This window comes from Paraglaciecola sp. 25GB23A (assembly GCF_040012495.1).
In the GTDB taxonomy this organism is placed as follows: domain Bacteria; phylum Pseudomonadota; class Gammaproteobacteria; order Enterobacterales; family Alteromonadaceae; genus Paraglaciecola.
Genome location: NZ_JBDYKM010000006.1, coordinates 150,627 through 164,832 on the forward strand (window position 1 = coordinate 150,627; position 14,206 = coordinate 164,832).

At 41.6% G+C, this 14,206-nt stretch carries 12 protein-coding genes; 7 read left to right on the forward strand and 5 right to left on the reverse strand.

The window, feature by feature from the left end; all coding sequences use genetic code 11:
- Nucleotides 1-105: 105 nt before the first annotated feature.
- Both ABKW31_RS11975 and ABKW31_RS11980 read left to right on the forward strand, forming a co-directional pair.
- A complete protein-coding gene (locus tag ABKW31_RS11975) occupies nucleotides 106-861 on the forward strand; it encodes an SDR family oxidoreductase (RefSeq protein ID WP_348616602.1) in 756 nt (251 codons plus the stop codon).
- Nucleotides 862-902: 41 nt separating this feature from the next.
- Nucleotides 903-1,772: an amidohydrolase family protein gene (locus ABKW31_RS11980; RefSeq protein WP_348616603.1), complete on the forward strand. Its 870-nt coding sequence runs from the start codon at nucleotides 903-905 to the stop codon at nucleotides 1,770-1,772.
- On the opposite strand, the gene ABKW31_RS11985 is transcribed toward ABKW31_RS11980, so the two are convergent.
- Nucleotides 1,769-2,386: an outer membrane beta-barrel protein gene (locus ABKW31_RS11985; protein WP_348616604.1), complete on the reverse strand. Its 618-nt coding sequence runs from the start codon at nucleotides 2,384-2,386 to the stop codon at nucleotides 1,769-1,771. The genes ABKW31_RS11980 and ABKW31_RS11985 overlap by 4 nt on opposite strands.
- A 305-nt stretch (nucleotides 2,387-2,691) precedes the next feature.
- Here ABKW31_RS11985 and ABKW31_RS11990 point away from each other — a divergent pair, with 305 nt between their 5' ends.
- The 3 genes from ABKW31_RS11990 to fghA are packed head-to-tail and all read left to right on the forward strand — an operon-like array spanning nucleotide 2,692 to nucleotide 5,088.
- Entirely contained in the window at nucleotides 2,692-3,042 is a 351-nt protein-coding gene (locus ABKW31_RS11990; protein ID WP_348616605.1) for a hypothetical protein, read from the forward strand.
- 54 nt (nucleotides 3,043-3,096) lie between these two features.
- On the forward strand, nucleotides 3,097-4,215 hold the full coding sequence (locus ABKW31_RS11995) for an S-(hydroxymethyl)glutathione dehydrogenase/class III alcohol dehydrogenase (RefSeq protein WP_348616606.1): 1,119 nt from the start codon (nucleotides 3,097-3,099) through the stop codon (nucleotides 4,213-4,215).
- A 15-nt stretch (nucleotides 4,216-4,230) separates the two neighbouring features.
- Nucleotides 4,231-5,088 (forward strand): S-formylglutathione hydrolase, encoded by an 858-nt coding sequence (gene fghA / locus ABKW31_RS12000; protein WP_348616607.1) that lies wholly within the window; start codon nucleotides 4,231-4,233, stop codon nucleotides 5,086-5,088.
- An 83-nt stretch (nucleotides 5,089-5,171) separates the two neighbouring features.
- On the opposite strand, the gene ABKW31_RS12005 is transcribed toward fghA, so the two are convergent.
- Entirely contained in the window at nucleotides 5,172-5,522 is a 351-nt protein-coding gene (locus ABKW31_RS12005; RefSeq protein WP_348616608.1) for a PilZ domain-containing protein, read from the reverse strand.
- A gap of 220 nt (nucleotides 5,523-5,742) precedes the next feature.
- Here ABKW31_RS12005 and yghU point away from each other — a divergent pair, with 220 nt between their 5' ends.
- Entirely contained in the window at nucleotides 5,743-6,615 is an 873-nt protein-coding gene (gene yghU, locus ABKW31_RS12010; RefSeq protein WP_348616609.1) for a glutathione-dependent disulfide-bond oxidoreductase, read from the forward strand.
- A 510-nt stretch (nucleotides 6,616-7,125) separates the two neighbouring features.
- On the opposite strand, the gene ABKW31_RS12015 is transcribed toward yghU, so the two are convergent.
- From ABKW31_RS12015 to ABKW31_RS12025, 3 genes are read right to left on the reverse strand one after another with little or no spacing between them, the layout of a single operon-like run.
- Nucleotides 7,126-8,334, reverse strand: coding sequence for a hypothetical protein (locus tag ABKW31_RS12015; RefSeq protein WP_348616610.1), 1,209 nt, complete (start codon nucleotides 8,332-8,334; stop codon nucleotides 7,126-7,128).
- A gap of 8 nt (nucleotides 8,335-8,342) precedes the next feature.
- Nucleotides 8,343-9,158, reverse strand: coding sequence for an outer membrane lipoprotein-sorting protein (locus ABKW31_RS12020; RefSeq protein ID WP_348616611.1), 816 nt, complete (start codon nucleotides 9,156-9,158; stop codon nucleotides 8,343-8,345).
- The gene (locus tag ABKW31_RS12025) at nucleotides 9,145-11,457 is read right to left on the reverse strand and encodes an MMPL family transporter (protein WP_348616613.1); all 2,313 of its coding nucleotides are present in this window, start codon (nucleotides 11,455-11,457) and stop codon (nucleotides 9,145-9,147) included. Before ABKW31_RS12025 ends, ABKW31_RS12020 begins: the two co-directional genes overlap by 14 nt.
- Before the next feature lie 425 nt (nucleotides 11,458-11,882).
- On the opposite strand from ABKW31_RS12025, the gene ABKW31_RS12030 reads away from it, so the two are divergent.
- A complete protein-coding gene (locus ABKW31_RS12030) occupies nucleotides 11,883-14,138 on the forward strand; it encodes an acyl-CoA dehydrogenase (protein ID WP_348616614.1) in 2,256 nt (751 codons plus the stop codon).
- Nucleotides 14,139-14,206: the final 68 nt, after the last annotated feature.

Here is a 14,206-nt window from a genome sequence, read left to right on the forward strand (position 1 = left end):
ACGTTTAATTTAAGAGTAGGTATAAGATTAAATTATCGCTTGGTCGCTAATAAACATTGCTTTACCCTAGCTGGCTAAGGTTACTTTGAACAACACAGGTTAATTATGACTCAACATTCCTCTCAAGCTGTATGTATCGTCACTGGTGGAAGCTTAGGCATAGGCGCGGCAATTTGTGAACGTTTTGCTCAACAAGGTTACAAGGTGGTGAATGTCGATCTACAAAAAGCAACCACAAAATCGCCTAATATTGACTGGTGGCCCTGTGATATAGCTGATATCGCTGAAACAAAGTCGGTATTTTCTAAAATACTCCTCCTATATAAAAGAGTGGATGTGCTGGTTTCAAATGCAGGGATTCATTTTTCTGGCACCATTGAACAGACCTCAGAAGCGGAATTTGATCGCGTATTTGCTATCAATGTTAAGGGTGCAATTACTGCCACTAAAGCAGTATTACCGGTAATGAAATCGCAAGCCAAAGGGGTCATTTTATATATGGCTTCTGACCAATCAATTATCGCAAAACGCAATTCCTTTGCCTACAACATGACCAAGGCTGCGCTAGCGTCCTTAGCAAAAACTACCGCACTGGACTATGCGGCTTATCAAATTAGAGCTAACGCTATCTGCCCTGGCACAATAGAAACGCCTCTTTATCACCATGCGATTGACAAATACGTAAAAAAATCTGGAGCCGACGAGCAACAAGTGCATCGTGAAGAAGCGGCATTACAACCGCTTGGTCGATTAGGAAAAGCAGACGAAGTAGCAGCTTTGACCTATTTTTTAGCGAGTGACGAGGCAGCGTTTATCACCGGTAGTTTGCAGGTAATCGATGGCGGTTATACCGCTCAATAAAATGAATTTTGCTGTCTACCATACAGTTATTGAGAATAATAATGGCCGTTGCCCCAATAAAAATAATCGACCCACACCTGCATTTATTTGACTTAAATTTAGGCGAATATGGCTGGCTAAAACCCCAGAACCCGCCCCATTGGCAAGACAAACAGCAGATCGCAAGAAACTACGATGAACAAGATCTTATACTTGCAAAAGGAATGTCACTGGCTGGGTTTGTGCACATCGAAGCTGGTTTTGATAACCGTCAACCATGGCGTGAAATTGACTGGTTAGAAAGCGTTTGTCGCCTGCCATTTAAATCGATTGCCTGCACTGATTTGACCTCAACTAATTTTGCAAATAATCTGAAAAAACTAGTGCAACGGCCTTCGGTTGTTGGCGTAAGGCACATACTAGACGACGATGCATTGTCTATTTTGACTCACCCTCATACGTCTAAGCAGTTTAGCTTATTAAATGAGCTAGGCTTTAATTTTGAAGCTCAGCTATCGCTCACTAATACACCAGCGATTGAAGCCTTATTGAGCTTAGCGCAAAACCACAAAAACATGGCTATTATTATCAATCATGCAGGATGGCCGCCACAAAAAGCCACTGCCGACTTTGCTATATGGAAAAATAATTTAAAAGGTTTGAGTACCTGCCCGAATGTTGCGATTAAACTGTCGGCGTGGGAAATGACTAAGCGCAATTGGCTGATAACCACTGCTACAGAAATTTTAGAGCTTACTTTAAGCTGCTTCGGTTCAAATAGAGTGATGTTAGCCAGTAATTTTCCATTATGCACCTTAAGTCACTCATACTCCCACCTATGGCAGGCTTATCATAACGACTTAAGGATAGGTGCAGACTTATTTACCCAACTTTCCTTCACAAACGCAGCTCGGTGGTACAAATTTCACTAAAAATTATAACGCAAACCCACGTAAGCTCCGCTCATGCTTAAGTTATTTTGCCCTTTGATATATTCCAGTTCAGTTCGAACCATCATTTTGTGGCTGATGAAGTAATCAAAACCCAAACCGATGACTCCCGCTACACCACCTTCGTCAAACTGACAAAAACTGTAATTTTGCTCATCATTAAGCGCTATAGCTGTGGTACTGCCCAGCTCACAAACTTGATTACCCGCCAAAACTTGTTGGCCTTTGATATCGGTTTTTAACAAACCTATACGATAGAAAAGCTCACCCGCCGGGCCAGCTGCTTTACCTAAAAAAGTAGCATAAAGCGCGGTGGTATCGAGTTTTAAACTTGTATCTTGTAATTGTTCAAGAGTAATAGGCAATTCACTTGCCATGCTGTCACTAGCCCATTTTTGTATACCCGCTTCAAAATACCATTGGCGGTCAATTTGATAACCCATGCCCAATTTGTATGACAAGTCATTATTGCTAGTGTCGACAAATTCTGTTTTGGCTGAGCCAATGGTTGACACAGCATATAAACCCTCAGTCGCATACGTTTGTCCCCCAAAACCTAACAACATTAAAACACAGACTGATTTTTTGAATTTCAAAACCGAAAACTCCTTTAAACCTAAAGAGGTTTATGACCGTAAGGGACATAATTAATTACTGTAAGCCAATATGCAATATAACATAGTGAAGGTCAAAAACGGATAGAAGAGAACTTACCCAATTATTAATTTTTATACCAACCGTAAGGATAAAAATTATCGACTTTGTTTGTCACCTCAGCGCACAATTCGATAGTATAGTGGAGAACAGCATAATATTGGACGATACGTTGATAAATTACATAAAACTTGCTTTGCTCAGTTTAGTTTTGAGCGCCTGCGTTGCCGGGCCACCAGAACCTATAATGACTGATGAAAAATTTGAGAGCCGCACATTAGATAATGGCACAATTGAATTCATATTTGGTATTTCCTGGCGTAACACCTCTCAAGATTCTTTGCGCAGCAACAATCAAAGAGACTATGAGCGTCCAAATGAACGTGGTCTTGATCGAGAGGAAATTGAAGGACGTAAACAACAAGCCAAACAATTTGGAGTATTGGCAGATAATCAAACAAAATTAGAACTCGAAGACAAAGCCGCAGAGAGTCTGCAAAAAAGACTCAATAGAGAAAAGTTGTGTGCTGATGGTCATCAAATTAATCAAGTTTTATGGCGTGATGCAGACATTCGTTTACTCGGTAATTGTTTATAATATTCGTATAGATACAAGCATATTAAGCACAAATTAAATTAGTAAGGAAAAACAATGAAATCAATTAAAACTCGGGCCGCTGTCGCATGGGCCGCTGGCCAACCACTAAAGATTGAAGAAGTGGATCTTGCACCACCACAAAAAGGCGAAGTATTGGTTCGCATAGTCGCGACAGGTGTTTGCCATACTGATGCCTATACCCTGTCTGGAGACGATCCTGAAGGTTTGTTTCCTGCCATTTTGGGCCATGAAGGCGCGGGCATTGTCGAAGCGATTGGAGAAGGTGTCACCTTAGTTGAGGTGGGCGACCATGTTATTCCACTATATACGCCTGAGTGTGGCAAATGTAAGTTCTGCCTCTCAGGTAAAACCAACTTGTGCCAAGCCATCCGCGCAACGCAAGGCAAAGGCCTGATGCCAGACGGTACGAGCCGTTTTTCTATTAATGGCCAACCCATTTATCATTATATGGGCACTTCAACTTTTGCCGAACATACTGTTATTCCAGAAATTGCCCTCGCTAAAATCCCTAAAGATGCCCCCTTAGAAAAAGTCTGCTTACTTGGCTGTGGCGTAACCACTGGCATGGGTGCGGTGACTAACGCAGCAAAAGTCAAAGCTGGTGATACGGTTGCAGTATTTGGTTTAGGCGGCATTGGGCTTTCAGTGCTAATTGGCGCAAAAATGGCCAAAGCAGGACGAATCATTGCTATTGATATTAATGAAGACAAATTTGAAATTGCTAAACAATTAGGTGCTACCGATGTCGTAAACCCTAAAAACTTTGATAAGCCTATTCAAGACGTTATTGTTGAAATGACCGATGGTGGTGTTGACTATTCCTTCGAATGTATTGGTAACGTCAATGTGATGCGCTCGGCTCTTGAGTGTTGCCATAAAGGTTGGGGCGAATCAATCATTATCGGCGTAGCTGGCGCCGGTCAGGAAATTTCAACTCGCCCGTTTCAATTAGTTACTGGGCGTGTGTGGCGAGGCACAGCCTTTGGTGGAGTTAAAGGCCGGAGTCAATTGCCTGAATATGTGCAGCGTTATATGGATGGCGAATTTGAATTGGATACTTTTATTACCCATACCATGGCTTTAGAAGATATCAATGATGCCTTTGACTTGATGCATGAAGGCAAGTCTATTCGTACCGTGGTGCATTTCTAAGTGGGAGACCAATCCATGACTAATGCCACAGAGTTGGCTGAATTAAGTGCAAATAAGTGTTTTGGTGGCTGGCAAAAACGTTATAGCCACCGTTCGAAAACACTTAATTGCGAAATGCGGTTTAGTGTATTTATTCCTCCAGCCACCGGGAAGAACCAGAAACTGCCAGTATTATATTGGCTTAGTGGTTTAACCTGTACTGATGAGAACTTTTCAGCCAAGGCGGGGGCGCAACGTGTTGCTGCGGAACTTGGCATCATGCTTGTTATGCCTGATACCAGCCCACGTGGCGAGCAAGTTACTGAAGCTGCCGATGGTGCTTATGATTTAGGCTTGGGTGCTGGTTTTTATCTCAATGCCACACAAACACCGTGGCAGGACCACTATCAAATGTATGATTACATTGTGGAAGAATTACCTGCCTTGGTGCAAAAAGAATTTAATGTGAAGGAAAAATCGGCGATTGCTGGCCACTCAATGGGCGGCCATGGTGCACTTATTATTGCCCTTTCCAATATGAAGCGTTATTGCTCTGTATCAGCATTTGCGCCAATAGTCAGTCCAATGGAATGTCAATGGGGACAAAAGGCTTTCACTCACTATTTAGGTGATAATAAACAAGATTGGCAAGCCTATGACAGTTGTCAATTAATGCGTCAACAAGGGGAGTTTTTGCATATCCCCATGTTGGTTGATCAAGGATTAGATGATAATTTTTTCCTCAGTCAAAAACTAACCAAACCCTTAGAAGATGTAGCAACAGAGATTGGCTACAAAGCAGATTTTCGTTACCACCCTGGATACGATCATAGCTACTATTTTATTGCTAGTTTTATCGAAGACCACTTACGCTTTCATGCGAAATATTTATAAAAGATAAGTATTTTTTAGTGACAGCTAACGAGTCAAAGCAAATATGGCTTTGACTCGTTAGCTGATTTATTGGTTAATTAACCTTAATTTGTCGCAATATTTCTAACACATTCAAACAAAAACTCATCGACATCGACATTTCCCACCTCGTCAGAGAAAGCAACACCACACTCATTGTTAACAGAGATATGTCTTACCATCCCTTTAATTGTCATTGGATTAGACAGATTAGAGTTAGTTAACAATATACTAATTTTACTCATAGGTGAGGTGTGTGGCATGGGAGACAAGAGCTTTATTTTAATCCCAGAATTACTCATATCAACAACCGAACCTTGCAGTATTGATTGTTGCGAAGTCCCTGACTCTGTAACGCAAATCTCAGCATGCAAATCCTGCACTAATATTCTTGAATGTTGACGTTTTTCTATCATGAGCTAGGCCTGTATTAAGCAACTAAGTTAAAGTATAGGCCTAATTAGTCTCTAAAAGTAATTTGCCTTGCATTCATCTGAGCTTAGGGCTTTAGTTTTTAAACAACTGCCCCCATCACTCTATATTGAGTTCGTCATCTTGTCGTTCTAAACTTAAACTCGATAGTCCTTAATAATAATTACTCTGCCTTGCAATATAAACCAATAAGGAAAGAATCATTTGAGCAACCCAACTTACACACCTCCCAAAATATGGCAATGGAACCCAGATAATGGTGGAAGATTCGCCGTGATTAATCGCCCAACTGCTGGCGCCAGAGAAGACAAAGCTCTGGTAGTGGGTAAACATCCCTTTCAGTTATATTCGCTTGCTACCCCAAATGGTGTCAAAGTGACGATCATGTTTGAAGAATTACTGGCCTTAGGTATAGGCAATGCTGAATATGATGCTCATTTGGTCAATATTATGGAAGGCGAGCAGTTTACTAGTGGCTTTGTAGAGGTGAATCCAAACTCAAAAATACCAGCACTTGTTGACCACTCAACGAATCCCCCTACCCGCTTATTTGAATCGGGCTCTATGCTGTTATATTTGGCTGAAAAATTTAATGTACTTATACCTAGTGCACCTTCTCAGCGAGCAGAATGTATGTCTTGGTTATTTTGGCAAATGGCCAGTGCACCCATATTGGGTGGTGGATTTGGCCACTTCTACGCCTATGCTCCTGAGAAATACCAATACCCTATTGATCGTTATGCCATGGAGATAAAACGTCAATTAGATGTTCTAGATCAGCACCTCGCGAAAAACCGTTACATGTGTGGAGATGAATATACGATTGCAGATATCGCAATTTGGCCTTGGTATGGTGCACTGGTAAGTAACAAAGTTTACGAAGCGGCTGAGTTCTTACAAACCCATGAATACCCCCATGTATTGAGATGGAATGATGAGATTGCCCTGAGACCGGCAGTACAACGCGGCAGAATGGTTAACCGCACGTGGGGCGAACCGTCAAGTCAACTGCATGAACGCCACGACGCCAGTGATTTTGAGACTAAAACCCAAGACAAAATCACCCAGCCTGAATAATAAAGAAGTTTAAGGGGTCAGTCAGTGACCCCTTTTATTTTTATTGCTCGCATCTATCCACTTTGTGTTCGCAGCTAAACTGAGCGGGTCACCGGCAGCTCCTGCAACAGGAATTCTTTTCCTCTGTGCGCTCTGTGGTTCAAATGCTTTTGCCTTTGCTTGTATCTGTCCACATTATGTTCGCAGCTAAACTGGGCCGGTCACCGGCAGCTCCTACAGCAGGGACAATTTTCACTTTGTGTTCGCAGCTAAACTGAGCCGGTCACCGACAGCTCCTACAACGGGAATACTTATCCTCTGTGTACTCTGTGCGCTCTGTGGTTCAAATGCTTTTTTTGCTTTTGCTCGTGTCCATCCACTTTGTGTTCGCAGCTAAACTGGGCCGGTCACCGACAGCTCCTACAACGGGAATACTTATCCTCTGTGTACTCTGTGACCAAATGCCTTTGCTTTTGCCTTTGTCGTTGCTCGTTGCCCGATGCTCGATGCTCGATGCTCGATGCTCGATGCTTAAAAATAATACTCTAAACTGAATTGCACATAATCATCTCTACGTAATAAAAAGGAGACTTCTGTGGGTTCATCGCTGGAAAATAAATACGCATCTAAGCGCCATTTCCAATGATCGTTGATACGGCTGGAAGCTTCGATAAATCCAGAGCGCACATTTGAATAATCTAAATCTTGCACTACCCCAAATAATACTTCAGTGCCGTCGATATCGTTAAACACCCATCTTGCACCAAACAGAAGATCATTCTGTGCAGAGGAAGTGGCTAATTCCTGACGATCATCATATTGATATTCCATCAGCCAACCTATGTCATAAACCGAATCAAATACGCCAACTGATGTGTACTCAAAACCGCCTACCATGGCCCAATAGTCTTGCATCTCTCCTGATCGTTGAATCGCTTCGAACTTAATGATCCACGCCTCAACAATAGCAAGGACATCTACACCCACTTGCTGAATTTGCGAATAGTAAGGACGTAATACAACTTCACTTTGCGTATTTAATCCAGGCACAAAATCAGGCTCGCGGGACGTACCGTCAAAGTAAGACAAACCCACTTCCCAGTCACCGAGGGTGTGCTGCCATCGTGCCGCCCAATCGAGGTTTTTCTCTTTATCTTCTGACTCGTACAAAGGATTGTCAGTATCGATGTTTAGCGGCCCACGTAGACGCCCATCCATGCCTGCAAATGTGCGCTCCCTAAAATAGGGCAAGGCAAATAAGGTAAAATTACCCCAGTCTTTATAAAGTGAGACGGCTACCATAGGTTGGCCAAGCTTGTCTTCTCCATCAATCGCTTCAATAGCATCAGTTTGATTAATGATGTCTACTAAATGAAGGGATTCTGTTTGCCCCCAAAATACTTTGCCTATCCCGGTTTTCACTTCCCAATCATCTCCAATGTGCGACCACAATAACTCACGAACATCGCCATGAGTGCGTTCTTGGTCGCGTTGATCTAAACGATAAAACCCGCGGAATAAAATCGTGTCACTGCCATCATTCAATGCAGTAAATAATTCAGGTGCAAAATAAACTGAGGCATTATCTCTGCTTTGCTGAGGATATAAGGGGTCTTGCAAAAAATACCGTTGTTCGAAGGCGGCACTTCCACTGTATTCAATTTCTGCCTGAGCACTGCACACATAAGCTGTGGCAATGACCAAACTCACTGATAGACTATTAACTAAACTAGTTTTCATTTTTTCCTCTAACGCGCCCGCATCAGGCTATCTTTATCAAAATCGTTGTCTGATAAACCCGTCTTAAATTCAAGCGAGTGGGTTATCAAATCCGTGCTTTTTCCGTTTTGGCGATTATCCATTCTTAATTCCATTGGTCGCCAATATTTATCTAAATACAACTGATAATTGTGCATAGTGAGGATTTTTAACAAGCTATCTTTACGGTCATAATATTCTACTTTTATGGCCCGATAATGCTCTTTGTCAACCCACGTTATGGTTTTACTGTAGCCTGAATCTTCTTCAAGTGGCACTTGTTCAACAACAAAACAATCCATATTTTGAAATTGCTCATCCCGCAGATAATTAAATTTAAATTTTTCTATTTCAAAAGAGCTCATGTCTTCAAAAGCAAATTCACTGCCCATAAAGGGACCTGATTTATTTTGAGATTGAATACGTTTTACTTTTTTTAACTTAGGCAAATACATCCATTGATCATCCGCTTCCAATGGATGCGAAAAATTCAAAAACGCCGTGCCCTTTACATCTAAAGGTTGGTCAAAAATAGTTAAACCTTTATCTCCATCACTAGTTACTTCAAGTGACTTAACCCGCATTTTACGCTCAGCTTCATCACCTCTGGGATTTCGCAAAATCATACTGGTGTCAGCGATACTATCTGACCATCCCACATCTCTCGCCTTACGCTCTTTGGCAATGGCTAAACCCTTTTCTTGGGTACTTTGCGCCAATGTAGGCGCACTCGTTATTAAGCTGAAAATCAATAATAATAATGGGTTAAACGATAAGCGCGCTTGGTTAAATTTAACTATTGTCATGAACTTTTTGTCCTTCGTTATGCGCTTTTGCATCAAAAACCAGCAAAAAAGCAGGTAAAAATAAAAAATCTACTGCCAAGGCAACCAAAATGATAATACTGGTTAACATACCCATGTCAGCGTTTAAAGCAAAGGGTGATAGCATCAATACCGAAAAACCTAAGGATAACACAATAGTGGTGATCCAAAGGGCTCGTCCAACACTGGCAAAGGCAAAGCGAACCGCCTGTTCGGCACTTTGACCCGCTTGTTTGGCATGCTGATATTTAGTTAAGAAGTGCACTGTATCATCAACAATAATACCCAAGGTCATGCTCAATACCACTGACAAGCCTAAATTAATCTCCCCAGAATACGCGCCCCAGATTCCAAAACCAATGGCCGCAGGCAGTAAATTTGGTAGCAAACTGATAACCCCCATGCGCCAAGACTTCAACGCAAATATCAGTAAACCAGAGATTAACAACAAAGCGACTAGCGTGCCCTCTATCATACTGGACATATTGGCTTCACCGATATGGGCAAACATCAAGCCTGGACTCGCAGCTATTAAAGTAAGTTGTGGTGCATGTTCCGTGAACCAATGTTGGGCACGATCCTCTAGATTAGTTAACTCTTTACTGCCTATATTTTGAATTGTCGCTACTATTCGGGTCGCTGATTTATCCATATTCACTTGGTTATTTAAATCAAGTCCATAGGGCAAAGACATTTCATACAACAATAAATATTGTGCTGCTAACTCTCTATCATTAGGCAAAACATAATAACTTTCATCATCCCCGTGCATATTTTTGTTAAGTCGTTTAAACGTATCACTAATGGAAGCGACATGATCAACCTCACTCTGTTCACGCAACCACTCGCTAAACGCCTCGGTAACTGACTGTACATCAGGAGCATTAATACCGCTTTCCTGTTCGGTATAAATAGCAAAATCGATATTCGTCATGCCGCTTAAGGTAGCCTGCTGAAAATCCGTTGACTGCCTAAAAGACGTAGATTGATCAAAGTAAGCCGTAGGCAAGTCATTGAGTTGATTTTTGAAAGCAAAGAATACCGCTACTACAGTCACCAGTACACTGATGGGCAACAACTTACGATGATGGGCAATAACCCATTCGCCAAACTTTTCAGTGCGGCCCTCTTCTTGTGTCTGCTGTTTTACCACTTTAATCGGCAATATCATGATTAATGCGGGTAATAATGTCAGTGAAAAAACACAAGCAAATAAGACGCCCAAGGCAGTCAAATTACCTAAATCTGCTAAAATCGGCACTGCCGCAAAGTTGAGGGTTAAAAAACCAATGCCCGTGGTTATACTGGTAATGAGGATGGGTTTTACATTCAGTTTTAAACTATAAGCCAAGGCACTATTTTTTGGTTTACCTTGGCGCATGGCAAATAGCATAGATGAAACCACATGAATGCAATCCGCCACAGCCAATGTCATCACCATAGTCGGCACATTCACTGTCGCGGTGCTTAAAAACATATTCATCCAGCCAGAGAGTCCCATTGTAGTCACTATGCTGGCGACAATAACGAGTACCGTAGAAAATGTACCTACCCAAGTTTTGAGAGATAACCACATAATAGCGATGATGGTCAAAAACATGAGTGGCACTAGAGAGGAAGCATCGCGTTTTGCAGCATCAGCAAAGGCGTCATTCATCAGTACTACACCTGTATGATAAAAATCAAAATCAGGAAACTGTTGTTTATAACGCGCCGTTAATGCTTTGACAAATTGTGTGACCACAACAACTTCTTCAGTTTGATCGCCATCCGGAAGATTAACGGTAATATTAATCATACTGACCTGACCATCAGGTGAGACCATTCTGCCCAGTAAATTAGGCTCACTCATTGCAAGTTGTTTTATTCGTATGAGGTCGCTGGGGTTTAACTTATCAATATCGGATACCAAATCTTCAACAATCAAGTCGTCTTCGGCTGACCATGTATGCTGGAAATTGGTTAAGGAATCGACCCGTGTTGACAGCGGGGTTTGCCATGCATCATCGGTAAGTTGCTTGATTAATTTTAAGCTTTGTTTATCGAATACATTGCCCGAATGAGGGGCAATAATGATACTGGCATTATCATTTTTACTAAAACTATTTTGCATTCGCTCAAAAGCAAGTAATTGAGGATTATTGGCTTCAAAAAAAACTCTAAAGTCCCCTCTAAAAAACAGGTTCTTTGCACCGATTGCAGCCAATATTGTTAACAGTAAACTGACAATAACAATAGTTTTAGGGTAATTAATCGGTAAACTAAGTAATGAACCTTTCAAATCATTTCCTTATTAATAGTACGTTGATAATGTTGCTAAGCACATAAACTAGCACGTCCACACAATATGCAAATTAAAACAATTAGTTTTACCCCGGTTGCTCAATTTGGATTGCAGAAAAATAAGTTGTAGCCCTATTTAATTTGCAATATTGCCCAAAAATACAAGGCAATTAGTCGACAGTTAGTTGTTTTACAACTTGGATTATAGTCAGAAACTGCCACACATTACGCTAATTAACGTTTTTTTGTAAAAAAATTTATGGCCCCAATAATAGAGTTATTATCCTGATAATTATAGAGTTTTAACAAACTCTTCACTCATAAAATCAACAAATAATTAACAGAAACACAAAACAGTTTTGATCTATTTTCAAAAAGCAGTATTATAAATAGCAACTGGTCAGATGAGCGGATGAGTAAATTATGAGTATTAGAACAAGCCTTAAAAAAGTATTACCCCCTATTTCACTAACTGAACAAGAGGCGTTAGACGCCGGCGATGTGTGGATTGAATCTTCTATCTATAAAGGTAAGCCTGACATGGCGGCCCTGCGTGCTATTCCAGCAGCACGTTTGAGTACTGAGGAACAAGCTTTCTTAGACGGTCCTGTCACGACACTTTTAAACATGGTGGATGATTTTGCCCTTCAAAACGGTAAGCATATCCCGCAACACATCTTGGATTATCTCTCGGTTAATAAGTTTTTTGCCTTAATTATCCCCAAGAAGTTCGGTGGATTAGAGTTTTCCCCTTATGCCAACTCGACGATAGTAGCCACTATTGCGGCTAAAAGTGGTGCAATAGCTGTAACCGTCATGGTACCTAACTCATTAGGACCAGGTGAGTTGCTTATGCATTACGGTACCCTAGCCCAACAAGAGCAATGGTTACCTAGCCTTGCGGTAGGGAAAGACATTCCGTGTTTTGCCTTAACTAGCCCAGAAGCCGGTTCAGATGCTGGTTCAATTCCTGATGCAGGGATCGTGACTAAAGGCACATGGGAAGGTAAAGAAGTACTAGGTTTGTCTGTTACATGGGACAAACGTTATATTACCCTCGCCCCTATTGCTACCGTGCTTGGTTTGGCGTTTAAAGTATTTGACCCAGAGCAATTGTTGGGTGACAAACTAGAGCTCGGTATCACTTGCGCCCTTATACCTAAGTCACATCCCGGTGTTGAATTAGGTAATCGTCACGACCCTATGGGCATGCGTTTTTATAACGGTACCACTCGTGGTAACAATGTTTTTATTCCTATGGATTTCATTATCGGTGGGCAAAAGAATATTGGTCGTGGATGGCAGATGCTTGTGAGCTGTTTAGGCGCCGGACGTGGTATTTCACTTCCAGCAATGGGGGTGGCTTCAGGTCAATCCGCGCTTAAATCAACAGCAGAGTATTCATTTGTACGTGAGCAATTTGGCGTCCCTATCGGCAGATTTGAAGGTATACAGGAAAAGCTTGCTGATATCGCAGGTAAAACCTTTGTATTAGAAGCCATGCGTGTACTAACCACTGAAGGCCTTGGTCTAGGTTTGAAACCGTCGGTTGTTACTGCTATTGCAAAATACCATATGACTGAGCTAGGCCGGGATATCAATACCACAGCAATGGATATTCAAGCGGGTAAAGCAATTCAACGTGGACCGCAAAACACTTTGGCTGACAGCTACGCCGCACAACCCATAGCCATTACAGTTGAAGGCGCTAACATATTAACTCGCAGCTTGATGATTTTTGGTCAAGGGGCAATGCGTTGTCATCCACATTTGAAAGAAATGGTTGATCTTATCCACAGCAATGACAAAAATGCTGATGCACATTTTAATAAAGTGTTAATGAAGACTATTGGTTTCAGCGTGAAAAATTCTTTCCGCAGTTTATCAAAAAGCTATTTACCCTTTATGCGCGGCTCACAAACTGCCTTGCCTGAAGTTAAACAGTACGAGAAACGCATTAACTCACTTTCTGCAAAATTAGCTCCTTTGGCTGACTTGTCATTGTTAGTATTAGGCGGTGACCTTAAGAAAGCAGAAATGTTGTCGGCGCGTTTAGGCGATGTAATGAGTTATCTATATGCTTCGATGGCAGTAGTGCGTTTTTACGAGCAAAAAGTTAGTAACAGAAATGAAGCTAAACCTTTCTTTGAATATGCGATTCAGTGGACATTGCAACAAGGTGAGCAAGCGCTCGTTGATTTTGTTGATAATTTCCCAAATACCGCAACTCGAGGATTAATGCGCGTATTAACTAACACTTATACTCGTTCGGTTAAGAGTATTTCGGATGAGTTGAAAAGAGACTTGTCGGACGCGACCATGTCACAAAGCAGTATTATGCAAGAGTTAACACACTTAGTTAAAGTCACCCCAGGTGATGGCCATGATATTAATCAACAAGCCTTTGCTGCCAAACATGCTGTTATGGAACAGTTAAAGCTTATTCATAAGGCCTTGAAAGCGAATCCAGTTATACCATTTATTTCTTTCGAACATGCCGTGGGTAAGTTACATGCGGCAGGTGAGTTAAGTGAGAAAGACTTAAAATTGGTACTCGATTACAATGAAAAACGCAAGCTAGCAGTGCGTGTAGATGAGTATACATTTGACTTAGAGTTATTGGATACTGAACAAAACTTGGTAAAAGAAGATTCGGCACCGCAAGCCAATGCAGCTTAGTAGCTTAGTAGCTAGGCTAACAACATAGCAACAAGGGCGATAAGGAAACTTCATCGCCCTTTCTTTTT

Bases quoted from the DNA above. Each gene is read 5' to 3' on its own strand.
- ABKW31_RS11975 (WP_348616602.1), top strand. From the start codon at position 106: ATGACTCAACATTCCTCTCAAGCTGTATGTATCGTCACTGGTGGAAGC.
- ABKW31_RS11980 (WP_348616603.1), top strand. From the start codon at position 903: ATGGCCGTTGCCCCAATAAAAATAATCGACCCACACCTGCATTTATTT.
- ABKW31_RS11990 (WP_348616605.1), top strand. From the start codon at position 2,692: ATGACTGATGAAAAATTTGAGAGCCGCACATTAGATAATGGCACAATT.
- ABKW31_RS11995 (WP_348616606.1), top strand. From the start codon at position 3,097: ATGAAATCAATTAAAACTCGGGCCGCTGTCGCATGGGCCGCTGGCCAA.
- fghA (WP_348616607.1), top strand. From the start codon at position 4,231: ATGACTAATGCCACAGAGTTGGCTGAATTAAGTGCAAATAAGTGTTTT.
- ABKW31_RS12005 (WP_348616608.1), bottom strand. From the start codon at position 5,522: ATGATAGAAAAACGTCAACATTCAAGAATATTAGTGCAGGATTTGCAT.
- ABKW31_RS12015 (WP_348616610.1), bottom strand. From the start codon at position 8,334: ATGAAAACTAGTTTAGTTAATAGTCTATCAGTGAGTTTGGTCATTGCC.
- ABKW31_RS12020 (WP_348616611.1), bottom strand. From the start codon at position 9,158: ATGACAATAGTTAAATTTAACCAAGCGCGCTTATCGTTTAACCCATTA.
- ABKW31_RS12030 (WP_348616614.1), top strand. From the start codon at position 11,883: ATGAGTATTAGAACAAGCCTTAAAAAAGTATTACCCCCTATTTCACTA.